Genomic DNA, 22,888 nt, shown 5'->3' with positions numbered 1-22,888 from the left:
CGTGTTCATCATGGCTCGATATCGATCCAGGCGGGAGCGTGGTCGCTCGGCTTCTCCCATCCGCGCGTCTCGACATCCACGCCCGCGCCTCGGAGTTGGCCCGAAAGCGATGGGTTGAGCAGCAGATGGTCCATCCGCAGTCCGGAGCTGCGATCGTAGCCGCCGCGGTAGGAGAAATTCCAATAGGTGTAGATTCCCTTTTCGGGATGAATGCGCCTGATGGCGTCGATCCAGCCATCCTGCATCATCGTCGCATACGCTCCCCGGCTTTCCGGGAAGTAGACGGCATCCCCCAACCAACGCCTCGGAACCATCGCGTCGATGGGGGTTGGCACGACGTTGTAGTCACCGCAAAGAACGGTCGGTGCGCCGTCTGAAAGCAGGGCCTTGCTATAGCTGATCAGCCGCTCGAACCAGCGCAGCTTGTAGTCGAACTTCGGGCCGGGCGCCGGGTTCCCGTTCGGCAGGTAAAGGCATCCGATGATCAACCCGTCTATCTCGGCCTCGATATAGCGGCTGTGCGTGTCGTCCAGATCCCCTGGTAGGTCTCGCCGTCGTTCGACCGGTTCGACGCCACGTGCAAGGATCGCCACCCCGTTATAGGATTTTTGGCCGTGCCAGATCGCGCCGTAGCCGGCGGCGCGGATCGCTTCGATCGGAAATTTCTCGTCGGATGTTTTCAGTTCCTGCAGGCAGACGATGTCACAGGGGCTCTCAGCCAACCATTTCAGGAGCACGGGCAACCGGCCATTGACACCGTTGACGTTGAAGGTGGCGATGCGGATGGCTGGCATCGTCGGCTTGATCTATTTCTTGCCGAGCTTGTCTTCGACCTTCTTGCGGCTGTTGCCCACCGACTTGACTGCCGATTTAACGGCGTCGTTGCTGGCGCCGGTCTTACCAGCCTCGTACCTCACTTCGTGATCCTGACCGCCTGCAACCTTGGCCCGATCCTGGTTGCGGCCACGCGCCGTTTGACTATTGGACATCTCTTCCTCCTAGTTTGCTGCTTCAATGCTTCACAACGCGGCCGGTCTCTTCGGGTTCAATCCCGCAACAACAAGACATGGAAGTTGGAAAGAACGCGTCGACGGCTTGTCCGGAGCCTGTGGCAGCCTCAGGCCGCCGAGTAAGAACCTCAGCGCGGGGCAGCTCTGCCGCACCGGCCGAAGAACAGCAATTCGGCGCCGCATCGGTGGCGTCTCCACGTTTATAGGACCGCGCACGAATTGCGGGATGACACTCCTTGTTAGTAGCATCCGCATCGACGTGTTGGATTGAGCCCTCGGTGACCTCGCTCCGCTCAGGGAACCTATTGTCAGTCCGGACCATTCTTCGTGAAGTGGACGTACGTCCGAGGAATAGATGGCAACCAGGTGCGGTCAACGGCGATGCACAAATCGCGAGCCTATTTGCGGATGAAGCCGAAATAATAACTGGCAGCCGCAAAACGGTATCGTTGGCGCCGCCTTTGAGTGACGAAGATATCGTCGACCAAGAGTGTTCGTTGTTGGTGTATCCGTGCGGGTTCGACACAGCGGAGGGGCGTCTGAAGCCGCACCTATGGTCTAGAGTCGCGCTTCATGCCGTCACGCCTTGAACTGTGTCCTTTGTGCCCGCGATAGCGGCGTCGGTAACCACTGTGCCGGCCATCAGGACGTGATGACAGTCGAGGTCGGGGATTTCGTGGAATTGAGAAAAAGAATGCTCAATCGGTCCTGATCGCTATAGCGACGCCGATATAATTTCTCTTTCACCGCATCTCCGCAGGGTGGACTAACGTCCGCCACACCAGGGCCGGTCCACGCCTGCCGCGGCATAGATGGAATCGATCGCCGCCATATTGCCGATCGGGTCGTCCCCTTCGGTCGGAAGCGGCGTTCCGTTGTTGATCGCAGAAACGACAGCCTCCAACTGATAGTCGAAACTGGTGTCTCCCGCGATTGTGAACTCGCGAAAATCGCCATCTATGAGTTCATGGATGGAATGTCCTTTATGCGGGACCAGGCAGTTGATCAGCGTCACCCTTCCTCGCTCTGCCAAGATCTCGAATCTCGCATGCATGTTCCAGGGCTGAGTCATTCGGGTTTCGATCTCGGCGGTAACACCAGATGGAAATATCAATGATGCCGTTGTCTCCTCGTCGACGTCGACGTCGGACATCTTGCAAACGGCCGTTTCGACGATCGGCTCTTCGCCGAGAAACGAGCGGCACCAGTGGACGGGGTAGCAACCGAGATCCATCAGTGCGCCGCCGCCAAACTCTTTTATGTGTCTGAATTCCACCTTGTCGTGACCGATGGCGTGGTTGAAGACCGCTCGCAGCGAAAGGATCCGGCCGAGCCGCCCGGAGGCGATCAGTTCGGCCTGATAATCAAATACGGGATGATAACGGTCGTGAAAGCCCTCGATCAGGCGCCGGCCGTGAGCCTGGCTCGCCGCAACCATCAAACGCGCTTCAGCTGCGCTCATCGCGAACGGCTTCTCGCAGAGCACATGCTTGCCGGCTTCCAGTGCGGCGATCGAGAATTGCGCATGATTTTGCGGAGCCAGGGCATTGTAGATGAGGTCGACATCCGCATCCGCGATAAGATCCTCGTAGCGGTCATAGAAACGGGGGATGTTGTGCGCGGCGGCAAATGCCCTTGCGCTGTCGGGCCGAGCCGAAGCGACCGCCACGAGGCAGACATCGTTCCTTCTTGCGACCGGCTCGACCATGGCCATCGGCGTGACCCGGGCAGCGCCCAGCAGTCCAATTCTCAACATGCTTCTTCTCCCCATACCCGACAAAGCATCGCGCCGCCCGCATTCCAATGATGCCATTCGCACCGTTGTTTCTTCTGTCACCTCAGTGCGCGTCTCACCGATGCGGCAACTCTTCACGCCTCCCTATCAGCACACCGGGCCTGCAAGCATCGGCATAGGGTTTCACAACCAGATCCACGGCCGCCAGTAGAAGGGCCTCCGCACGAGGTTCAACCAGGCCCTCAACGACCGCGCCATGGAGGCGTCCGAGATGCTGGCTTATGAGAGTCTCGGGGATAGGGCGCTCGCCGAAGAATGCGAGCAGGGATTTTACGGCCAGCGAAGGCGTCTTGTCCGCCCAGTAGTAGCGGATGCGATCGCTGTAGCTGAAATGGCGAAGCAGATGCTGTTCCGCCTCCGAACCCGGATAGTAGGGACGCCAGTGATCGGGAGCCGCAAGCATTTCACGCTCCATCACCTCCCGCAGCGACGCGCTGCGCGGGCGCCCCAGCATCTGTGCGATGTGATCCAGACCGTAAAGAGCTTCCCTAATGGAAAAGGTCAAAGCGGGTCCAACCTTCAGGATGGCAAAACCATCTTCGGCCAGCGCTTGAAGAGCCGCCGCCGGCTGATAGTCCGTCGAATGCGCCTCGAACACTACGCCACCGAGCGAGTTGCGTGCCTCGCTCAGGCGGCGCGCCTTTAATCTGTCGTAGATGGCCACCGAGTCGTTGCCGAATTCGACGCCTGGCTGAACCACGAGTCCGATAATACGCTCTACCGCGCTGTCGATACCCACCGTTCGGAAAGCCTCGTGATGGACCGCCAGCGTTTGCCGCGCCGCCTCGCCCGTGGTGACGGACAGATCGTGCACCTTGCCCGTCGCGCCACCGGGCGGTGGCACCTCCGTGCCCACGACATAAACGATTGGCTTGCGGTTGCCGACGGCGGCCTCCGCAACCACCGCGAGGTCGGCCGCGCGCGCGGCCGTCGTCGAATCATCGAGCGCCACCGGTTCCCCAGCGCACCCCATCGACGTGTCCAGATGGATCTTCTCGAATCCTGCGTCGACATAGGCGTGCATGGAGAGAGACACAGCCCTTCCAACTGGGCCTAGACTAAACTCACAACATCTCGCTTTCGGCAACGGCTCTAGAGAGGGTCCCTCTCAAGCCCACCGGAGTGCGGGCTCAGACACACGTCTCTCCGGAGGTTTAACGTATGCCAAGCCGAAACACAGACGACAAGCATCATACCCAACGGTTACGTCCGGATTGCGATCTCTACAGGAAGCGGCGATCGGTGATTGCGCAGCGAAGCTGAAGCTCGCTCCGCAGGGTGCCGGAAGGCGCGCCGATAGCGCCCGCCTTGATCCTGCACCGCCGCAAACGCGCCCTTGGGTTCCTTTGCCGGCCGGCGAGCATCGCAAGGTTAGGAGTATGCGGTCGGGTCTTGAATGCCATGGCCCTAACTCAACACGAGCCCTACCAGCAGCACGGCGATTGCGAGTGAAAAAGGGACGGCCAACAGCCAGCGAGCTTCCAATACACTAAAGTCACGGTTCACGATGATGCTCCTTCCAGTCCCTTCAAAATGAAAAGCGTCAAGGCACCTGATCGGTTCCGTTTTGATTGATTGGACACCGGATCAAGGTGGTGGCGGTTAGCACGAATCGAAGGGTAGGCGGCTGTTTAACCTTCTGTTACGCGAACGGCCCTGATGAGGAACAAGCAGCACCGCTCCAAGTTTGAATCCGCGTTCCATTGGAGACATCGGCTGATGCAAACCTGCAGGCCCGAAGAGATGGTTGGCGACATGGTGGTCTCCCCTCGATTCGATTAGCCAACTTCAGGGAGCATGCAGCGCCGAATTTTGAGGTGGGGCTGACTGCGAAGGGAGAACCCTATGAACCTCAGCGACTCGGATGCGGATAGGAATAGCATCACCCCAACCAGGCCCCCTGCCGAGGGACTCGCTCCGGCACTGGCCCGGAACATTGAAGCAATTGTCGAACGAAGGAAGCAGGAGGCAAAGCAAGCCTCGATCGAGGAGCGGGCGGCAGCGGCGCTTAGCGGATTCGCCGGCAGCATGATGTTCGTCTACCTTCATCTCGTCTTTTTTGGCGTGTGGATCTTCCTCAACGTTGCACCTGTTGGCCTAATTGAGCCTTGGGATCCGTCCTTGGTAATTCTGGCGATGTTCGCATCGGTGGAGGCAATCTTCCTCTCCACTTTCGTGCTGATAAACCAGAACCGGATGGCGGCTCAGGATGATGCGCGGGCAGACTTAGACCTTCAGGTGAGCCTGCTGAACGAACACGAGACCACGAAGCTGATCAAGATGGTCGAGGAAATAGCCAGACACTTGCATGTCCGCAGAGAAACAGACGACGAGTTGGCGGAGTTGAAGCGCGACGTGGCGCCTGAAGTTGTCCTCGATAAGATCGCGGAGGCAAGGGACGAGGCAAGTTCAGCTCGATCATAACCTCAGATTTCCCCAGCTCTCTCCACGATGCACTCTGGGTCGGGCCAATGTTGCCACCGACCCCTCGGGAGCCAGCCAAACCCGACCAGCTGTTCGTGCAACAGGACGCTTTCCGTCCCGGCGGGCAGCCGCAAAGAGTGACGGCGCCGTTGATCAAGTCCTGACGTTTTGACCGCGCAGCAGCAACCGGACGACTGATAGGCGCGCAGCCTAGCATTCCCGCGACCTTGCGAGGCTTCTTTGCAGGCGATTTGCGGCCAAGCCGGCTTGAATGCCGGGCACGTGATACGACGGCGGAGCAATTTCAAGGCGCGCACGTTTACTGCGGACCTTGATCTGGAAAGGATCGCACGTGGACCGTACCGACCACCTTGCCAAGTTGCGTCGACATGTTCGCATTCTTGTGGACCTCGGCCGCCTGGCCGGTGAAGAAACGCCGGTCAGTCGCTTCCTGGATCAAGCCTGTGTGCAGGTTGCCCGAGCTATAGAGATCAACCACGTGAAGGTGCTGCGCTACCGGCGTCGTACGGCTGACCTATTCATGGAAGCAGGTTTCGGATGGAAGGTCGGCGTGGTCCGCATGGCGACCTTTTCTGCGGATCTGCGGTCGCCGCCTGGACGAACCTACCAGACCGGCGAGCCCTTGGCGATCTTAGACGGGGCCGCTGCGCAGCGGGATGGCGACTATGCTTTTTCCGATGTGCTCAAAGACCACGGTATCAGATCACTCGCCAACGTGCCCATCCTCATCAAGGGCGCCGCCTGGGGAGTTTTGGAGGTCGATTCAGCAACCACGCGGGATTTCGGCGAGGATACTATCGAATTCATGACGGCTGCTGCGGCCGTCATCGCTTCTACGGTGCAAAGGCCAACCCTTGATGCCAGCGATGCGCAAGCGACGGCGGCAGCTATCGTCCAAGCGCAGGAACGCGAGGTGCTGCTGCGAGAAATGCAGCACCGCGTAAAGAACAACTTCCAACTCATCTTGTCATCGATAGCCGTCCAGAAACGACGGTTTGAAAGCGCCGAAGTGCACCGCGTCCTGGAACATGTCGCGAACCGCGTTAATGCCATCTCGCTTGCACATGATCAGCTCTCACCCGGTCAAGGATTGCGAGCTGTCGATGTAGCGCGTTACCTGCGAGCACTGTGCGCATCGCTTCAGGCTCAGATGGAAAATGCCACGATCGAGATCGAGGCCGACGAGATCGAACTCGCGATTGAACGTGCGGTGCCGCTCGGTCTCATTATGAACGAGGCTGTAATGAACTCGGTCAAGCATGCCTTTGGCCCGGGCGGAGGGCATATCAATGTGAAACTCGAATCCGGCATTGGTTATGGCGAGGCGCGACTCATAGTGGCAGATGACGGGCACGGCATTCAAAGTCCCCGGCCGGGTGGGTCGGGACAAAAGCTGATCCAGGCACTAACCGGCCAGATCGGCGGCAAAGTTCAGCAGGATAGCTCTGCCAACGGCACCATCATAAAGATAGTCTTTCCTGTAATCGCATAGGTGAGCAGGTGACGGATTGTCTGTAGGAATTGCGCTACGCGGCCGAGCAACGAGGTAGTAGTTGGGCATCCAAGCGGAGGCAGCGATTCTGAGGTGTGCGTCATATGCACATGAAGTCATCGAGTTGTGCTCTAGGTCAAGGGTATCGGTCGTGGTATTTATCGCTAGATGACAGACGTGTGTGAGCGATACGAGCATGGCCACGCGCTCCATTGCTTCGCCTTTGGCGCCGATAACGACATGGCCAACATGCATCTGCTGATGAGGGTAGTTCACCCCTTGGCTAAAGCTTCTTTCCCACCAGTCCGATCGCCGCATGGTCCGAACTAAAGGAGACTTACAATGCAACACGCAGTTGCTTCACGCGACGACTGGCTGACCGCCAGCCGGGATCTTCTGAAAGCGGAGAAGGAAATCACCCATCTTCGCGACAAGGTCGCCCAGAAGCGGCGTGCGCTACCATGGGTGCGGATGGAGAAGGAATATGTGTTCGAAACGCTTGATGGCCCGCGCACGCTGGCCGAGCTTTTCGATGGCCGGTCGCAGCTTCTGCTGCAACATTTCATGTTCGCGCCGGGATGGGAGGAGGGCTGTCCGAGTTGCTCCTTCATGGCCGATCATACCGACGGCATGAACCTGCATCTGTCCCACCACGACGTCACTGTGGTCGCCGTGTCGCGCGCGACGCTTGCCGAGATCGAGCGCTACCGCGAACGCATGGGCTGGAAGTTCAAATGGGTGTCCTCGAACGGCAACTCGTTCAACTATGATTTCCGCGTCAGCTTCACGCCCGAGCAGGTCGCCGCCGGGCACGTCGACTACAACTTCGGCGAGTCAGACGAGACCGACGAGGAATTTCCTGGCGTCAGCACTTTCTTCAAGGACGAGGCGGGCGATGTCTTTCACACCTATTCCACCTTCGGCCGCGGTGTGGAGGTTATGATGGGCACCTACGCAATGCTCGATCTTATGCCGAAGGGGCGCAACGAGACGGAGGGAATGGGAGACTGGATGCGCCGTCACGATCGCTACGAGTAGCCGCGCGCGGGATCGGCAAAGTCGCGAACTACGCATACGTCCAAAGGCTTGAGGTCAGGATGATCGGAGATGAACGATGCCAGATATTCGTCACACAGTGCTTATCGCAGCCGCGAGTGAAGCGGCGACGCTGTCTCTAGCAAGCAAGGCCTATCGGCATGGTGGACCCCCCGACGTAAAGGCAAAGCCCGAGCCTCATAGCATCTGGCGTTGCCGTCAAAGCTACTCAAATGGAATTGCATTATCGGCGTCGATGAGTGGGTTGGGACAAAAATCTCTTTCGGTCTTGAGACCGGAGGTCGAGATGACCTTTTGCATTCTCATCCTGAAGCAGAAGATCAAATAACACAGTTAGGGTCCGACACACAAACGCTCCTCAATTTCAGTCACGACATTCGGCGAGAATACACGCCCATGTTCGCAGAGTGCAGCTATACGTGGGGACGATTCCTGCGAAGTCGGAAATCGTTATGTGAGACCGGGAAGGGTTGGCCATGGCCTCAGCAACATGGTGTTGAGGATGACTTGGCTGCTTCTGCTCGGGACCGGTTGAGCGGCACATTGAAAGCGGAATCGACAGTCCAGACGAATGTCGAAGTTTGAAACGAGAACCCCAATGTCCCAAACCCTCCATCGCCGCTCGTTCCTCGGGTTCGCCGCCTCCACCGCGCTCCTCGTAAGCACGCCAAAGGTTCTGCCTGCAGAGCAGCTTGGCGCGCCACCGCTGGGCTTCACGTCGGCAAAGGTGCGCGTCAACGGGACGAGCCTGCACTATGTGCGTGGCGGGGAGGGACCGGCCATCATCCTGATCCACGGCATGCCCGAAGATTGGACGGAGTATCAGGCGATCATGCCCAGACTGGCCAAGCGGTTCACCGTCGTGGCGGTTGACCTGCCTGGGATCGGCAAGTCGGCGCCGGGCCGGCGGCTATGAGGCCGCCAGCTTGGCGGCCGATTTGCAGGCAATGGCTCAGGCGCTGGGCCTGGATAAGCCGTATGTCGTAGGCCACGACCTCGGAGGTATCGTGACCTATGCCTATGTCCGCCGGTTCCCCGAGTCCCTGCGCGGCGCGATGATCCTCGATGTGCCTGTACCCGGCATTGCCGGCTGGGAAGAGTCGGTCGCGGACCTTTGGCATATTGGCTTCATTCAGGCTCCGGGCCAACTGGCCGAGAAGCTGATTACGGGGCGGCAGGCGATCTATTTCGATCAAGACCTCACCAGCGCAAGGTTTACGCCGGCCCAGCGCGCTTACTACGCTCAAATTTATGACGCGCCGCAGCTTCACGCTGCCTTCGAGATTTACCGGGCGTTTCCGCAGGACGCGACATTCAATGCCGCCCAGATCACGCCGAATCCTGTCCCGCTCCTTGTCGCGGTGGGTGAGAAGTCATTTTTCAATGCCTACTTGGCCACCTTCGTCGAGGGCTATCAGGCCAAGGGTATGACTCGCGTAGAGGGTGCACGAATTCCCGACGCAAGTCACTTCGTGATAGCCGACAATCCCGAAATGGTCGCAGATCTCATAGAGCGCAATGCCGGGAATTAGCCCATGCGGCAGGCACGGGTAATTCGCAACCATTGCCCTCAGGCCGCCGTACCCTTCTGTTCGGTCGCGGGCATCGCCTTTGTCTTTCTGCTTATCGTTTGCAGTTGATCCTCCATGCGCAACGGTATTGTTCTGTCCGTCCGTTTCCACCTCTAGTTGGTCATCGGTGGCGCCGCGATGAATGGCAGCTTTCAGGTGCGTTGGATGACCGAGTTAAGGTGCAAAAAGGACCTTTAGGCTAATTAAGATACGAATGTTTGGCCTGCTGTCGGTTTTTCGGACACGAGGTTAAGCTAGCATAGCTTGTTCCTCGAACTCGACGGGGCTGAGATAGCCCAGTGTCGAGTGCCTTCGCCGAGGGTTGTAGAAGCGCTTCGATGTAATCGAACACATCCGCCCTGGCGTCATCCCTCGTTCTGTAAACCTTGCGGGCTGTCCGCTCAGTTTTGAGCGCCGAGAAGAAGCTCTCCATTGCTGCATTGTCCCAGACGTTGCCCGACCGGCTCATCGAGCAGGTGATGCCGTGGTCGGCCATCAGGCGCTGGAACTGCTCGCTGGTGTATTGGCTGCCCTGATCGCTGTGATGCAGCAGGCTGTCCGGCCTGCCTCTGCGCCAGATCGCCATGATCAGGGCATCGGTGACGAGCTGCGCCGTCATCTCCGCCTTCATCGCCCAGCCGACGACGCGCCTTGAGAACAGGTCGACGACGGCCGCAACCTAAAGCCAACCTTCAGCGGTCCAGATGTAGGTGAAGTCGGCGATCCACTTTTGGTTGGGGGCCGATGCCTCGAAGGCGCGGTCAAGGAGATTGTCCGACACTGCCGCTCGCTCGCCCATGTCCTTCGGCAGTCCGCGGCGCCGCGTCATCGGGCAGCGGCTAAGACGTCGGCTTCTCGATTAAGTCAGGCCGCATTCAGAATAAAAAAATGCCCCGCGAACCGGGCAGAGGTCAGAGGGGAACACGGCTCTGCCAGCAAGGAACCTTCGATGCCCGAATCGTCCTTGCCCTCGGTCCCGTCGTTCATATTGAAAACAAACCATGGAGGCCTGGTGGCACGAGAGCCTACGCCGCGTTGGTTGAGCAAGCCACTAGTCAGATAGCAAACTGGTCGACTGCATTGTGGCGGATCGCAAGCTGCTAGGTCAAGCAGGCGACCGCAACAGCCGCTTTCTATTGGCCCTGATCTTGCCGCCATAGTAACTTGCAAGCTTGTCTGCTGGCGCACCCATGGCGAGCATCATAGTTGCGCGGCCGGCAGCCTCGATTTTTTCACTGATCATCAACTTAGCTTCGCGTTCAGCCGCTTTGCCGCCATTAGCAATTCGCATACCGCGGAGCCACATCACTTGCTGCGCCTCCAGTATCGAAAGAGAGAGATCGACCCATGGGTTGAACATTGAGCGCTCCTGATTGACATGAGAGAACGGCAATGTCCCCCGTAGGTTCCGCCGAATTGGCAGGTCGAAAACGTCTTTCTGGGAGCGAGTTGGAAGAAGAAGCCGAACGTTCCGCAGCTGTCGCCTCGGCCGACCCTTTCTTATTGGATACAAAAGCCGCTGTCCCCATTTCGGCCCGGATCGGCCGTTCGAAAATCCTCCTGGGAGGCGGGGACTATTTTAAAGTTCGCTTCTTTGTGGCCCAGACATCCGTGGGCACTCCCCGTCTTGGAACGATCGCGCAACACTTAACACGCCCGCACTAGCCCGCCAGGAAAGCGCCTGGGCGCAGGCTTTGTGGCGCAACCGAAGCGAAGCGGCCTTCGACCGTCAACTGCTTGAGCCTGGCGAGAGAGCTTGAACAAGCAAAATGAAAATCTCCGATTTTTCATTCGCGAAGCAGCCGCAGCGCGCGAGCGGCTTGGACGTCGTCGTGGAGACGTTCCGCCAGTTGCTGGCCATAGACTTTTTTGAGACTTGCTGACGGCTGAAGGCCGTTGCGCCAGAGCCCCTGTTGGATCGGGTCGACGGTAAGTATTTCGAATACAGGACAGCACCTGCAAAGCCGGACAACTTCGACCTGATGAACCGGGGGCTTCCCGGAGGAATCTGCCCGGCAGCCCTCGACCTTCTAAGCGATTGCGCCGTCCTGTTCAAAATCTTCGGTCTGCTTCGACAGGTCGTTCCTGTCGAGATTGCGAAGCAGATGATTGCGCTGGGGAGTGTGAAGCTCCGCACGCGCGCGACTTCATAATTCTCACGCCAAATCCCCGCTGGCCGATCCTTCAAGGCGGCAACAATTCCCCGGCATCGATGCCGTGCAATTGGCGGCCATGGAACCGAATTGGCCGATGCCAGCAGCAGGTCTCAGCGGGTGGCGAAACGGAGTGGCACTTGGAATCTTGAGCCTCCAACTCCTGGAGAGCACCCAAAGTCGCAAGGCACCTTGCGTCTTGCAGAATCTCAAACGATCCTGGATTTTTCAACGCACATCCACCCGTCGATGCGTCGCCGAAATCGTCCCAGAGTGAAGCCAAACAGGATGCTTAGGTGCCTCGCTCCCGCGGCCGGAGAAGAAAAGGCCCCGTCGAGAGTTCGGCGGGGCCGCATTTCTCAAAGCGGTGTGGTTCGGCGAACGCGATCCCGTTCCGCCTCGATGTCGTCAAAGGGCTCTGCGCTGGCGTCGAATCCAGTCCATCCGGCAGCCTCGTAACTGCTACGCCGCTCATCGAGATTGACCGAACGCCCGCCGCGCAGAATGCGCTCAGCCTCGCCCGCCAGCCGATCGTCGACTTTGGCAGTCACCAGACTGCCGCCGCGGCGAACGCTCTCGGCATAAACATGTGCATCCCGTTCCGAGACGCCGGATTCTGTAAGTGCCCCGATGATCCCGCCGGCTGCTCCGCCGACCACGGCGCCACCCACCGCGCCGGCCGCTGTCGCAGCGAGCCACCCGGCCGCCACCACGGGTCCGACGCCAGGTATGGCCATCATCCCGAGCCCGGTGAGGAGCCCGCCCGCGCCGCCGACGACCGCTCCCAGGCCCGCACCTGTGGCGGCATCTTCGCCGGCTTCTGAAGTCTCGTCCTGCCGATACCAATTGTCGGAATTATTGGCCACGATGCTGATGTCGTCTCGCGGCACGCCAATCGCTTCCAATTCGCTCACGGCGTCGGAGGCGTCCTGATAGTCATCGAAAAGTCCGGTGACAGTGGTCATTGTTTCACTCCATTTCTGAGTTCGGTTATTGAGCTCCGGCAACCACGTTGCCTTGGAAATCAAGCGCTACGGTCACTTGCTTTCCGTCTTTCTCGGCAGTGCCACGCCAGATGCCTTTGTCGTCCTTCGTCAGCGCGCTGACATTGGCGAAGCCGGCATCCTGAATGCGCGATTTCGCCTGCGCTTCGGTGAAGCTGTTGGCGCCAGGTACGGGCGCCGCCGGGTTATTGGTGTCGCTCGTCGACACCGCTGGCGTCGTCGAACTCGTGCCGGAAGACTTGTCGTTGGTGCCGGATGCGATCTTTTCGATCATTTCCTGATGCATCTTGAGCGTCGGCAATGTCTCCTGCGCGAATGTCTTGAGCTGAGCATTATCGCCGTCCTTGGCGTAGCCTTCGAACAGCTTCACAGCGTCGACATGTGCGTCGCGCTGCATCTGCACGTAAGACTTGTCGAACGAGTCCTTGCCGGTGTTCAGGGCGTCGAGGTCGCTCTTGTGCGCGGCGTCCGTCTCGGCGGGTACCTTCAGCTTCTGCTCGCCGGCGATTGTCTCGAGCTTGGCGTTCGCCGCGCCATGATCGTTGATCATCTTCTGGGCGAAGTCTTTGACTGCCTGATCCTGAGCCTTGCCTTGTGCGATCTTGCTCGACTCGACCTCGAACATGCCGCCGGCGGCGGCCTTGTCGACGAACTCCTGAGCTTTATCGGCGGCGTAGGAGGACGCGGCAAATGTCAGGAGCGCGCAGGTAGACAGCGCTGTCATTAGAAGGCGGTGGTTCATCAATAGGTTCCTTGTTGAATGGGTGTCACTCAACAAGCGTCCGACCCGTTTGTTCCGGTCCAAGGACAATTTAGCTAGCACAAGAATGCCTCTTGTTGAGGCGGCGGCGCTAAGCTCGTCTGTAAGGGCGAGATGCGTCGAGATACGCGCCGACTCGATCGCGACGAGCTAGCGCGGGCCACTCGCATTTGCATCCCCCAACAACTTTTGTACAGATTTCAATCCAGAACAAGCCAATGCAAAAGCGCCGGGTTATGAAGGAATGTAGCTTATTTTTGCTAGGCTTTCGGTGGTCCGCAGCGTCCCTTTCAGCGCGGCAATTTTGGTTTCGTGATCGCCGCCGGACATCGATGAATACGGCACACCGATGAGGAACATGCCTGGCGCATCATTGCCGCATTGTTCTGCTGATCGGCTAGAAAACCCGGACCCTCTGCAAGGCCCGACCCCTGAGTGTCCGCGCGATCAGCCATGCGGGCGCATCACCACCTTGATGCAGCCGTCTTGCTTGTCGCGAAATGTCTTGTAGAGGCCGGGTCCTTCGTCGAGACCGGCGCGGTGAGTGATGACGAAGGCCGGATCGATATCGCCCTTCAGCACTTTCTGAAGGAGCGGATCGAGGTAGCGCTGCGTGTGGGTCTGGCCCATGCGGAACGTCAGCCCCTTATTCATCGCCGCGCCGAACGGGATGTGGTCGACCAGGCCTATATAGACGCCAGGCACTGAGATGGTGCCGCCCTTGCGGCAGCAATAGATCGCCTCGCGCAGCACATGTGGCCGGTCGGTACCGAGATAGACGGTCGTCTTAGCCTTATCGAGCATGGAATCGGCCGTGGCCGTGGCATCGGCCTCGGTCCCGACACAATCGATGCAACTGTCCGGACCGCGCCCGTCGGTCATGGCCATCAGCGCATCATAGATATCGGAGTTGCTGAAATCGAGCGTCTCTGCCTTGCCGTAGTCGCGTGCCATGGCGAGCCGCTCCGGCACCTTGTCGATGGCGATGACGCGCCCAGCGCCGAGCATCCAAGCGCTCTGGATTGCGAACTGACCGACTGGACCGCAGCCCCAGACGGCGACGGTGTCGCCTTCCTGGATTCCGGCGTTTTCGGCCGCCATGTAGCCGGTGGGTAAGATGTCGGAGAGGAACAGCACCTGCTCGTCATCGATGCCGTCAGGCACCTTGATGGGGCCGACATCGGCAAAGGGCACGCGCAGATACTCGGCCTGTCCGCCCCAGTAACCGCCGAGCAGATGCGAATAGCCAAACAGGCCCGCGGGCGACTGGCCCATGACTTTGGCGGCCTGCTCGGCATTAGGGTTGGACCTGTCGCAGAGCGAAAACAGGCCGTTCTGGCAGAACCAGCATTCTCCGCACGAGATGTTGAAGGGAACGACGACGCGATCGCCTTTGTTGAACTTTGTGTGGTTGCGACCAACCTCCACCACTTCGCCCATGGTCTCGTGACCCAGCACGTCGCCCGATTTCATCGTCGGCATGTAGCCGTCCATCAGATGCAGGTCCGAGCCGCATATGGCGCAGCAGGTCACCTTAATGACGATGTCGCGGTCGTCCTCGATCGTGGGATCGGCGACCTGTTCGCAACGAATGTCGCCTTTACCGTGCCAAGTCAGAGCTTTCATCGGGCGGTTCTCTATGAGTTTCAATACTCGCGGATATGGCCGAACTGGCGCTGGGCTTGAATGTTCCCGGATCGCCTCCGCGCCCTCAGCGATCTTTCGCCGAGCCCGGCTCGGCTAGTTTGCGGTGCTGTTCGTCAGCGTGCCGGCCGGGGTGACATGTGCGGCGGCGACCTGCACCTTGTTCGTCCAACCGCTGACGACCTGTTCCTCGCCGCCATCATGGCGTCGTAGCCGTCTCTGGCTACATCGACGGGATTGTCCTTCTCTTGCGCCCCGATCTCGGTATCCATCATGCCGGCGCGTTCGAAAAAAACGCGTCTGCGTGGCGCCCGGCATCAGCACCGTCACACTCACGCCGCTGTCCTTCAGCTCATGACGCAGTGCACTCGATGAATGCCTTGGTTCCGTTGTAGACCGCCTGGAAGGTGCCCGGCATGAAGCCGGCAATCGAGCCGGTAAACAGGATCCTGCCGCGACCGCGCCGGACCATTTTGCGGACGAGCCGTTGAGCGAGATAGGCCGTGCCGGTGACGTTGGTATTCGATGACGCGGCGTGCCTCGCCCCAGTCCTGGTCGACAAAGCCCCGGCCCAGGCCGCGCCCTGCATTGAGAAACATAAGATCGATGTCACGGTTTCCGATTTCGGCGATCAATTTGTCGGCGCCTTCCTCGCCTGCAAGATTGGCCTCCACTGTGTCAACCGAGACGTCATGCGACCGGAGCGCCTCGGCCGCCTGTTCTATTGCAGGCTCGTCGGCGGCGACGAGAGGTCATAGCCGTCCTTGGCACAAAGTTTCGCGAGCTTCTTGCCCATGCCGCTCGAGGCGCCGGTGACGACCGCCACTTTCCCGTTTCCCATCCGATCCTCCTGAGTGGTTCGGCCGAACATCCGGTTGAACCGATTGTTCCTTTGGGCGGTATTATGCCCGCGCAATCGAATTGCCATGTAGTCGGCCGAGGCAAGCGCGTGGGGCGCCCACGGCTGTTGGACGGCAAGGAGCAATGCCCATGGGAACTCTTTCCGACCTGAACAAGAAGCTCACCGAAGCCTGAATGATCCGTAGCGACTGTGGATTGCGTTTGCGAAGGCGCGACACCGGCCCGCAGGGTGGGGTGCCCGATCCAACAGCGTGGGGGACCCTCGGGGCGTATCGTGCCCATATATTGGAAGGCGCTGTTCGCGCGCCAAGGATTGCGGACCGCCTCTATTTTCCTGCACCGGACTGTCTATCACGCTTGATTTCGAGAGCTCTTAGAAACGCCTTGGCCCCCATATCACAGCTGTGCCTGGAGGGCCCATTGGAGCTAATGACTGCCTTTGCCTGATCGAGCGTGAGACCATGCTTGGCGGCGAATTCAGATGGTTCGTAGGCATCAGCCCACTTATCGATCGGCTTGATTTCAACTCCGTCTGACGTTGTTGTCACCAGAAGCTATCGTAACAAGAAGAAGGCGGAAATCTCATTTGTTGAAAGGAGCGGCAAAGGTGACCCGATAGCGAAGCCGCTACCAAGGGCGCTGTCGGCGTTGCAGGCCGCGTGCTGCTCGACAGTAGGCTTGAACAAAATCGAAGACCGATCTGGCCAATCCGCAAAGCCGCGTCACGTCGCGGCGGCGCGGAGCACCGCCCGCAGGGCCGCAAAAAAGCAAGCTTGGAACATCCTGCTCCGTTCTGGGTTCGGCACCGTCATGGGGGAACTAACGTTCATGGCCGAGAGCGCCGGAAGGGATTTCAATATCAATTTTGGGCCGCAGCATCCGGCGGCGCACGGCGTCGTTCGCGTTGCGCTCGAGCTCGCTCACATAGGCCTGCTTCGCGCAAAAAGCTGAGCCAATGCGGCTTGGCCGCGGACGGCACCAACAAGCCTTACCGCTGCGTGCTCCGGGGAGCCGAGCGTCGCGCACCTGCAGGCGATGGACCTGCTCTGCCGCGGCCATCTGCTTGCGGGCTTCGCGGCCCTCCTGGGCATTGTGCCCGGGTGAGGTGGACAGAAAAACGCCAAGAGGGGTAAAGAAAAGTTTGATGCGTGACCACTTTCTCCCAATCCATTTCGACAGCTTCTTCATGGCGGGATTCGAATGTTCTTCGCATCGTCGCAAAGATGGCCGGCGTCTGGACCTTGTCCGCGCAACCAGCCACGACATTCATGCTGAGGACGACTACCGTAGATGCTCAGACTTGGGATTGAGAACCATTCGTGATGGACTGAGGTGGCATCTGATCGAAACGGCGCCGGGTGTCTACGATTGGTCGAATTGGAAATCCATGCTGGACGCCGCGAGTGCCGCCGGCGTTCAGGTCATCTGGGATGTTTTTCACTATGGCTCTCCCGACCACCTCGACCAGGGCAGCGAACAGATGATCCAGAGCTATGCGTCTTTCGCAGCCGAAGCGATCCGACTACACCGGGCAGTGACCGGGAAAGCTGCGGTAGTCTGTCCCATCAACGAGATATCGTTCTTCGCATGGGCAGTCGAAGTCGGCTATTTTCCGCCAGCCGGACCTAAAAAGAGTGGCTGGTTCAAGCGCCACCTAATCAAGGCAGCTGTACAGGGTATCCGTGCAATGCGTGAAGCTGACCCCGAGTGCGTATTCGTCTGGGCTGAACCGCTTATCCACATCGCCCCGCGCGACCGCACCCGCACGGAGATCAGTCGTGCGGAGAAGGTCCGCCAAGGGCAATTCGAAGCGTATGACATGCTGTTGGGCCGTATCGCGCCTGAGTTAGGAGGAGCCGAGGATCTGATCGATGTGATTGGCCTTAACTTTTATCCACACAACCAATGGTATCTGCATGGGCCGACAATCCCGATGGGCCATCATGAATACCGGGCTCTATCAGAGATGCTAGTCGAGGTCGCCCGACGCTACGCCAGGCCCATGTACATTGCAGAAACCGGCGCCGAGGGTTCCGCCGGCCCCGCATGGCTTCACTACGTATGCGATGAAGTTCGGACCGCGATCAGCCAAGGTGTCCCGATCGAGGGTATCTGCCTCTATCCAATCACCGCTTATCCCGGATGGGACAATTCCCGCCACGCCGAAGTTGGCCTGTTTTCCGTTGTCCACGCGGACGGCTCGCGCCGCATCCGCCGTCCGCTAGCCGATGAACTCGCGAGGCAGCAGAAGCTATTCCATTCTTGACGCGCGCGACCTTGCTTTCTCGGATAGGGAGGGGCGTCTAAGCGGGCGCCGCCATAGCCGTCTGCAAATCGGGCGTAGCCGGAAGCTCCTTTTGGATACGTGCGAAAGTGGCCAAAGCCTGTCCTACGACCTGATCCATATTGTAGTAGCGATACGTGGCTAGACGGCCAACGAACCAGACGTTCGGGCAATTTGCAGAAAGCGCCTCATATTGTTTGTAGAGGGCCTCGTTTTCCGAACGCGGCACAGGGTAGTATGGGTCACCAATATCTGTCGGGTATTCGTAGGTGAGGCTGGTCCGGACATTCTTCTGGCCCGTCAAATGCTTGTACTCGGTGATGCGCGTATAGGCTTCCGTTTGCGGATAGTTGACCACCGCGACCGGTTGAAACTGCTCGCAGTCGAGGGTGACATGCTCGAAGCGCAATGAGCGATAGGGCAGAGGGCCAAGCTTCCAGTCAAAGAACTCGTCAATCGGTCCGGTGTAGATCATCCGCCGGAAAGGAATCCGCTCTCGGACATCGCGATAATCAGTCTGGAGCATGATCTTGATATTGGGATTGTCCAACATTCGTTCGAACATGCGCGTATAGCCGCCGGCCGGCATCTGCTGGAAGCTGTCGCCGAAATAACGATCGTCGCGGTTCGTTCTCGTCGGAACGCGGGCCGTGACAGACTTGTTCAACTGGCTGGGGTCGACCCCCCACTGCTTTCTGGTGTAGCCGCGGAAGAATTTCTCATAGAGTTCTCTGCCAACGGTGCTGACAACCACATCCTCGGCGGTGTGTACTTCCTCGACGGTTTCCCGACGCGACGCGAAGAACTCTTCCAGCTCTGCCGAACTCAGCTCCAGGCCGTAGAGGCGGTTGATCGTGTCGAGGTTGATCGGGATCGGGAGAAGCTTGCCGTCCACGAAAGCGAGCACACGGTGCTCGTAAGGCCGCCAGGCGGTGAATTGCGAAAGATAGTCAACGATCGATTGCGCGTTCGTGTGGAATATATGTGGTCCATAACGATGGATGAGTATGCCCGCTTCATTGTAGCAGTCATACGCGTTGCCGCCGATGTGGCTGCGACGGTCGATGAGGAGAACGCTTTCGCCTCTTTGCGAGGCGATCCTTTCCGCGAGAACACTGCCGGCAAAGCCGGCTCCGACGATCAGCCAGTCGAACATGTCATGCGCTCCTGCGGAAGGGCACGAGCTTCTTGCTTGCACTGGCTTGCTTGATGTGGACGGTCATGGCTTCCCATGTTCGCTGCCAGGACATGTTGGCGAGATAGGCATCGACCGCCGGCAGCCGCGTGTCGCGCGGCTGCGCCAGCAGTGACCGCAGCTTGGGCTCGATATCGTCGGCATCCGCAATATCCACGAGTCCTGCGGCGCCGTAGCTCCGCACGACATCGACGATTGCAGTCGAGATCACGGGCAGACCCGCGGCGAGGAACTCGGGAGTTTTCGTCGGACTGATGAAACGCGTGGCTTCATTGAGCGCGAAGGGCATCCAGCCCACGTCCCAATGCCGGAGGTAATCGGGCAGGTCCATATAGGCTTTGTTGCCGAGCCAATGCAGGTTTTCGGCTCTCGGCAGGAGGTCAGGATCGATTTTCACGACCGGACCAAGCATTACGAAGTGCACGTCTGGCATCGTCCTTGAAGCCTGCGCCACGAGATCGATATCGAGGCGCTCGTCGATGACGCCGAAGAAGCCTACCCGAGGATGTGGGATGGCCAGTTGATCCGCTGGCTCCTCGCCGGGCTTCCTCGCCTTTTGAAAATGGCTGACGTCGATGCTGCTGGGGAAAGGGTAGATTGCCCGATGCTGGCAGCGCTTCGCTTCGAACAGGCTTAGGCCGCCGGTGAAGACCAGATCGGCACGCTCGAAGAGCGCCCGTTCCCTTAGCGCGAGTTGGGCCGGCGCATTCTTGAATGCCGAAAGCTCGTCCATGCAGTCATACACGCACACGTCGAAATTGATATGCGCGCTGAAGCGCAACGCCATCGGGGTGTAATACCAGGCGGTCAACTGAGCGTGCGGTGTCGACGCGATGATCCGGTCAAGATATCTGCGCTGGATCGCATCCGCCCTCGCGGGGCTGGTGCCGATCGGTAACAGGGGGGTCGCGATCCGGATGCCCGGCGCCGCTTCGCAAAACCGAATGGATGAGTGAGAGCATTCTTCGAAGATAGGTTCCTCGAAGTAGACGATCTGGTGTTCTCCCGAGGCAAGGGTGAGAATGTGCTGTGGGCGCTGATGGACGAAATTCCAGCGCAAATGGGAAAAACATATCAGTAAATCCTGTTCGTTTCTGGTTTTTGTGAGGGCCGGTAGTCTTATCGCTGCGTCCATATAAAGAGTTCCCTTGATGACATCGCCGTTTAGACTGCGTATAACATTTGTTAATCGCGTTTTGCAGGAAGCTGTTCCTGCGACATGTCTAACACCCCGCTGAATAACTTGTTCCAGCTCCAGCGAGCGATATCTAGACAGGCGTGGGCTGCGCCTAAGAGAGCGGCCATGGCTGCGGGCAGCTTTCTGGGGACGGCCGCGCGGACGCCGCATTTTGGTTGAATGAGCAGCTAAAATAGCTGACGCTTGAACTGTTTCGTCGGGCTGAAGCGTGAGAGCTCTCACGGCCGACAATCGCTGGGACAGACGATGAAGATCGATTTTCAGACGAATGTGTTCCCGTTGTTTCACCCGCAGGTGGTAGACGATCTCAAGGATCCATGCCCGGTTCACGACGGCCGGCTCTGGCATGTGTTCGGGTCGAGCGGCACGGTAACGAGCGAGGCCTGGAAGATCCTTCACGCAACCGCGCCTGAACTGCATGGACCGTGGACGGAGCACGCGCCCATCGGGCTTCCGGTCAAGGGTTCGGGCGTTGCGGCCCCGGGTGTCGTGCACGAAGACGGTGTCTTCCACATGTTCATCCAAACCGAGTTCATGAAATCCGGCGGCCGTTGCGAACACGCAGTGTCCAACGACGGTTTCAACTGGGTGGTGCTCAACCCGGCAATCCTGTCCCTGCCGGGGACGGATGAAGACGGCATCTATGATCCGCATCCGGCTCTCATCGGCGGTAAGCGCTACATCGTTTATTCCGGCATGCCGAGATTCACCCGCGTCCCGCAGCCGGATATCTATTTGGCTCGAAGCCAGTCCGATTCATGGTTCGGGCCTTGGAAGCGGTTGGGCAAAATCCTGGATCACAACGAAATCCCCCACCACAACACGCGGGAAGATCCCGACTACGAATGGGGAATTGAAGGCGCTCAACTGGTGGAGCTTCCGGATGGTCGTGTGCTCCTCAACGCCACTTGCTTCCTTCCGCACGGACCGCGGGGTAGCCGTCAGCGGGTATTTTTCGCCATTGCGGGCGCCGTTACCGGGCCTTACGTCTCGCTTGGTCCAGTGCTCGATCCGGGCGGGCCTGGGGAAAACGGCCACTCGACGGTGATGATCGACGGCGAGCGGCTGACCCTTTTTTACCAAAGTCGGGTTGCCGCGACGGACCATCGCTGGCGCTATGGTTTGGCGAGCTTCGATGTGTCTCTCCTGTCGGAAGTTGCCTGACCGCCTTTTCACCAGCTTGCGGACCTATTGCGAGAGTTTCGTTCCGCTTGGCCTCCCACGGCTCGCGGTAACATTGCCGTCGGGAACAATGTCTCTTCGGCATAGTTCGGTCGCGTTCGTGCGGAGAGCGGCCAGCCATGTGTCTACAGCAAACAACCGGGATGCGGCCCACGCCCCGACGGCGGACCGGGCCCGTTTTCATTCCTTGCGCAACCCTGTCGCCAGGCGGGCTGGACCCACAAGCTGATGCGAGGACGTCGTGCGCCGCCGTATGAATATTTTCAATTTCGAACGTAACAGCGCCCAAAGTGATGTGTGCCATCCAAATCGCATTTCGCCAAGCGATGCAGATCAGCTCGGCTATTTCGCTGCGGTAAATGGGCTCACAGAGCAACAGGCACAAGAACTGATCCAAACCCATGGAGGCAATCTTGCCGTGCTCGTCAAGGAAGCTCGGAAGCTGCGAGAACCTAAATGACCAGGCCCGCTGGAATTTACCACGGCTCGCCGGCCCCGTCGGCAGAGGCCCGTCCGACTTCCCCGTGATCATACGACGAACTATGAAACCTTGAAGTTGCCTTTGAGATACTTGGCTGAGATACTTGGCGTCGAATATGTGAAAGTTGCAACGCCGGCTGCCGACCAGCAGCCGGCGTTCGAAACCGAATGCATCGCAACGCCGAAGGCTGGCCTTTTCGACATCAGGATAAGACGATACCGGTATGAACGCACTGACGGGCATCGGGCGATTGCGTAACAAATCTGCGCTCCTTGGACGACGAGGCCGCATGATGACGCATGGCCTCGTCCGTCACCAAAAAAAGTGCCGAACAGGGATGATATCGACAAAGGTAGCTGTCCGGCGTTTTTGACGCCAAGATCAGCTGTAGGGCGACCAGCACTGCCGGCGCGATCCGCCATAGGGCTGGTAGGTGTTGTCCCAGGCGCGGTAGGAGACGTAGTGGGCGTAGCACCACCTGACATGGGCGGCGGCTAGACGTGCGTCTGGTCGGGGTGCAGGCGGAAACGGATTTGCAATGCTCGCGCCGGCCACCATGCCCGCCGCGAAGGCGCCAACCGGAAACCAGTAACCGTTATAATAGCGATAGCCCGGCCGGAAGCGGACATATCCTCTGTATCCGTTGAAATAGTAGAAACCGCCGGCGGCATAAAAGCCCCTGCGAAAATAGACTTCCGTCGTGCCACTCGCCTGAACGGTGGCATCCGGCAAAGGCTGAAGCGGCATCGCGCCGGCC

At 59.1% G+C, this 22,888-nt stretch carries 21 protein-coding genes and 3 pseudogenes; 10 read left to right on the top strand and 14 right to left on the bottom strand.

Annotation, left to right across the window (positions count from 1 at the left end; all coding sequences use genetic code 11):
• Positions 1-8 precede the first annotated feature (8 nt).
• The 4 genes from xth to LB533_RS14095 all read right to left on the bottom strand — a co-directional run bounded on the left by xth (position 9) and on the right by LB533_RS14095 (position 3,829).
• Positions 9-785 carry an exodeoxyribonuclease III gene (gene xth, locus LB533_RS14110; RefSeq protein WP_224677647.1) on the bottom strand — a complete coding sequence of 259 codons (777 nt, stop codon included), beginning with the start codon at positions 783-785 and terminating at the stop codon, positions 9-11.
• Positions 786-806: 21 nt separating this feature from the next.
• Positions 807-989 carry a DUF3606 domain-containing protein gene (locus LB533_RS14105; protein ID WP_140642373.1) on the bottom strand — a complete coding sequence of 61 codons (183 nt, stop codon included), beginning with the start codon at positions 987-989 and terminating at the stop codon, positions 807-809.
• A 787-nt stretch (positions 990-1,776) separates the two neighbouring features.
• Positions 1,777-2,766, bottom strand: a complete 990-nt coding sequence (locus tag LB533_RS14100) for a Gfo/Idh/MocA family protein (RefSeq protein ID WP_224677404.1) — start codon at positions 2,764-2,766, stop codon at positions 1,777-1,779.
• A gap of 94 nt (positions 2,767-2,860) precedes the next feature.
• On the bottom strand, positions 2,861-3,829 hold the full coding sequence (locus tag LB533_RS14095) for a class II D-tagatose-bisphosphate aldolase non-catalytic subunit (protein ID WP_224677403.1): 969 nt from the start codon (positions 3,827-3,829) through the stop codon (positions 2,861-2,863).
• An 821-nt stretch (positions 3,830-4,650) separates the two neighbouring features.
• On the opposite strand from LB533_RS14095, the gene LB533_RS14090 reads away from it, so the two are divergent.
• The 5 genes from LB533_RS14090 (at position 4,651) to LB533_RS14075 (ending at position 9,330) form a co-directional block, all read left to right on the top strand.
• On the top strand, positions 4,651-5,229 hold the full coding sequence (locus tag LB533_RS14090) for a DUF1003 domain-containing protein (RefSeq protein WP_224677402.1): 579 nt from the start codon (positions 4,651-4,653) through the stop codon (positions 5,227-5,229).
• Positions 5,230-5,581: 352 nt separating this feature from the next.
• On the top strand, positions 5,582-6,742 hold the full coding sequence (locus LB533_RS14085; protein WP_224677401.1) for a sensor histidine kinase: 1,161 nt from the start codon (positions 5,582-5,584) through the stop codon (positions 6,740-6,742).
• 342 nt (positions 6,743-7,084) lie between these two features.
• Positions 7,085-7,780 (top strand): DUF899 domain-containing protein, encoded by a 696-nt coding sequence (locus tag LB533_RS14080; RefSeq protein WP_224677400.1) that lies wholly within the window; start codon positions 7,085-7,087, stop codon positions 7,778-7,780.
• A 616-nt stretch (positions 7,781-8,396) separates the two neighbouring features.
• Complete coding sequence (locus LB533_RS29870; RefSeq protein ID WP_263487505.1) at positions 8,397-8,714, top strand: alpha/beta fold hydrolase; 318 nt, start codon at positions 8,397-8,399, stop codon at positions 8,712-8,714.
• Positions 8,668-9,330, top strand: coding sequence for an alpha/beta fold hydrolase (locus tag LB533_RS14075; RefSeq protein ID WP_263487504.1), 663 nt, complete (start codon positions 8,668-8,670; stop codon positions 9,328-9,330). The genes LB533_RS29870 and LB533_RS14075 overlap by 47 nt, the downstream gene beginning before the upstream one ends.
• 288 nt (positions 9,331-9,618) lie before the next feature.
• Here LB533_RS14075 and LB533_RS14070 read toward each other — a convergent pair.
• Positions 9,619-10,192 (bottom strand): annotated as a pseudogene (locus tag LB533_RS14070) (IS3 family transposase); the annotation flags it as partial.
• Between the two features lie 282 nt (positions 10,193-10,474).
• Positions 10,475-10,729: a hypothetical protein gene (locus LB533_RS14065; protein WP_224677399.1), complete on the bottom strand. Its 255-nt coding sequence runs from the start codon at positions 10,727-10,729 to the stop codon at positions 10,475-10,477.
• Between the two features lie 553 nt (positions 10,730-11,282).
• Here LB533_RS14065 and LB533_RS14060 point away from each other — a divergent pair.
• Positions 11,283-11,522 (top strand): hypothetical protein, encoded by a 240-nt coding sequence (locus LB533_RS14060; protein WP_224677398.1) that lies wholly within the window; start codon positions 11,283-11,285, stop codon positions 11,520-11,522.
• 359 nt (positions 11,523-11,881) lie between these two features.
• Here LB533_RS14060 and LB533_RS14055 read toward each other — a convergent pair whose 3' ends face one another.
• The 5 genes and pseudogenes from LB533_RS14055 to LB533_RS14040 all read right to left on the bottom strand — a co-directional run bounded on the left by LB533_RS14055 (position 11,882) and on the right by LB533_RS14040 (position 15,771).
• Positions 11,882-12,487, bottom strand: coding sequence for a general stress protein (locus tag LB533_RS14055; protein ID WP_140642285.1), 606 nt, complete (start codon positions 12,485-12,487; stop codon positions 11,882-11,884).
• 25 nt (positions 12,488-12,512) lie between these two features.
• On the bottom strand, positions 12,513-13,268 hold the full coding sequence (locus LB533_RS14050; RefSeq protein ID WP_224677646.1) for a DUF4142 domain-containing protein: 756 nt from the start codon (positions 13,266-13,268) through the stop codon (positions 12,513-12,515).
• Between the two features lie 252 nt (positions 13,269-13,520).
• Positions 13,521-13,646, bottom strand: a complete 126-nt coding sequence (locus LB533_RS29865) for a hypothetical protein (protein ID WP_263487503.1) — start codon at positions 13,644-13,646, stop codon at positions 13,521-13,523.
• 87 nt (positions 13,647-13,733) lie between these two features.
• A complete protein-coding gene (locus LB533_RS14045) occupies positions 13,734-14,912 on the bottom strand; it encodes a zinc-dependent alcohol dehydrogenase (protein WP_224677397.1) in 1,179 nt (392 codons plus the stop codon).
• A gap of 85 nt (positions 14,913-14,997) precedes the next feature.
• Positions 14,998-15,771: pseudogene (locus LB533_RS14040) on the bottom strand (SDR family NAD(P)-dependent oxidoreductase).
• Between the two features lie 982 nt (positions 15,772-16,753).
• Between LB533_RS14040 and LB533_RS14035 the strand changes: the two are divergent.
• Together LB533_RS14035 and LB533_RS14030 are read left to right on the top strand one after the other, a co-directional pair.
• Positions 16,754-16,895, top strand: a pseudogene (locus LB533_RS14035) (NADH-quinone oxidoreductase subunit D); the annotation flags it as partial.
• A gap of 82 nt (positions 16,896-16,977) precedes the next feature.
• Positions 16,978-18,057, top strand: a complete 1,080-nt coding sequence (locus tag LB533_RS14030) for a beta-glucosidase (RefSeq protein WP_224677645.1) — start codon at positions 16,978-16,980, stop codon at positions 18,055-18,057.
• A 37-nt stretch (positions 18,058-18,094) separates the two neighbouring features.
• Here LB533_RS14030 and glf read toward each other — a convergent pair whose 3' ends face one another.
• Together glf and LB533_RS14020 are read right to left on the bottom strand one after the other, a co-directional pair.
• The gene (glf, locus tag LB533_RS14025; RefSeq protein ID WP_224677396.1) at positions 18,095-19,231 is read right to left on the bottom strand and encodes a UDP-galactopyranose mutase; all 1,137 of its coding nucleotides are present in this window, start codon (positions 19,229-19,231) and stop codon (positions 18,095-18,097) included.
• A 1-nt stretch (position 19,232) separates the two neighbouring features.
• Positions 19,233-20,405: a glycosyltransferase gene (locus tag LB533_RS14020; RefSeq protein WP_224677395.1), complete on the bottom strand. Its 1,173-nt coding sequence runs from the start codon at positions 20,403-20,405 to the stop codon at positions 19,233-19,235.
• A gap of 309 nt (positions 20,406-20,714) precedes the next feature.
• Between LB533_RS14020 and LB533_RS14015 the strand changes: the two genes are divergently transcribed.
• Together LB533_RS14015 and LB533_RS14010 are read left to right on the top strand one after the other, a co-directional pair.
• Positions 20,715-21,632, top strand: coding sequence for a hypothetical protein (locus tag LB533_RS14015; protein ID WP_140642279.1), 918 nt, complete (start codon positions 20,715-20,717; stop codon positions 21,630-21,632).
• 271 nt (positions 21,633-21,903) lie between these two features.
• Positions 21,904-22,110 (top strand): hypothetical protein, encoded by a 207-nt coding sequence (locus LB533_RS14010; RefSeq protein ID WP_224677394.1) that lies wholly within the window; start codon positions 21,904-21,906, stop codon positions 22,108-22,110.
• Between the two features lie 402 nt (positions 22,111-22,512).
• Here LB533_RS14010 and LB533_RS14005 read toward each other — a convergent pair whose 3' ends face one another.
• Positions 22,513-22,878 (bottom strand): BA14K family protein, encoded by a 366-nt coding sequence (locus LB533_RS14005; protein WP_263487502.1) that lies wholly within the window; start codon positions 22,876-22,878, stop codon positions 22,513-22,515.
• Positions 22,879-22,888 lie beyond the last annotated feature (10 nt).

Source organism: Mesorhizobium sp. BR1-1-13 (assembly GCF_020165515.1).
In the GTDB taxonomy this organism is placed as follows: Bacteria; Pseudomonadota; Alphaproteobacteria; order Rhizobiales; family Rhizobiaceae; genus Mesorhizobium.
The sequence above is the reverse complement of the archived record's forward strand: the minus strand, read 5'-3'. Positions and strand labels throughout refer to the sequence as shown.

Coding starts and splice junctions, on each gene's coding strand:
- LB533_RS29870 (WP_263487505.1), top strand. CDS start 8,397: ATGTCCCAAACCCTCCATCGCCGCTCGTTCCTCGGGTTCGCCGCCTCC.
- LB533_RS14100 (WP_224677404.1), bottom strand. CDS start 2,766: ATGTTGAGAATTGGACTGCTGGGCGCTGCCCGGGTCACGCCGATGGCC.
- LB533_RS14065 (WP_224677399.1), bottom strand. CDS start 10,729: ATGTTCAACCCATGGGTCGATCTCTCTCTTTCGATACTGGAGGCGCAG.
- LB533_RS14050 (WP_224677646.1), bottom strand. CDS start 13,268: ATGAACCACCGCCTTCTAATGACAGCGCTGTCTACCTGCGCGCTCCTG.
- LB533_RS14090 (WP_224677402.1), top strand. CDS start 4,651: ATGAACCTCAGCGACTCGGATGCGGATAGGAATAGCATCACCCCAACC.
- LB533_RS14010 (WP_224677394.1), top strand. CDS start 21,904: ATGAATATTTTCAATTTCGAACGTAACAGCGCCCAAAGTGATGTGTGC.
- LB533_RS14080 (WP_224677400.1), top strand. CDS start 7,085: ATGCAACACGCAGTTGCTTCACGCGACGACTGGCTGACCGCCAGCCGG.
- LB533_RS29865 (WP_263487503.1), bottom strand. CDS start 13,646: ATGTTCCTCATCGGTGTGCCGTATTCATCGATGTCCGGCGGCGATCAC.
- LB533_RS14055 (WP_140642285.1), bottom strand. CDS start 12,487: ATGACCACTGTCACCGGACTTTTCGATGACTATCAGGACGCCTCCGAC.
- LB533_RS14030 (WP_224677645.1), top strand. CDS start 16,978: ATGGCGGGATTCGAATGTTCTTCGCATCGTCGCAAAGATGGCCGGCGT.
- LB533_RS14105 (WP_140642373.1), bottom strand. CDS start 989: ATGTCCAATAGTCAAACGGCGCGTGGCCGCAACCAGGATCGGGCCAAG.
- glf (WP_224677396.1), bottom strand. CDS start 19,231: ATGTTCGACTGGCTGATCGTCGGAGCCGGCTTTGCCGGCAGTGTTCTC.
- LB533_RS14045 (WP_224677397.1), bottom strand. CDS start 14,912: ATGAAAGCTCTGACTTGGCACGGTAAAGGCGACATTCGTTGCGAACAG.
- LB533_RS14020 (WP_224677395.1), bottom strand. CDS start 20,405: ATGGACGCAGCGATAAGACTACCGGCCCTCACAAAAACCAGAAACGAA.
- LB533_RS14095 (WP_224677403.1), bottom strand. CDS start 3,829: ATGCACGCCTATGTCGACGCAGGATTCGAGAAGATCCATCTGGACACG.
- LB533_RS14005 (WP_263487502.1), bottom strand. CDS start 22,878: ATGCCGCTTCAGCCTTTGCCGGATGCCACCGTTCAGGCGAGTGGCACG.
- LB533_RS14015 (WP_140642279.1), top strand. CDS start 20,715: ATGAAGATCGATTTTCAGACGAATGTGTTCCCGTTGTTTCACCCGCAG.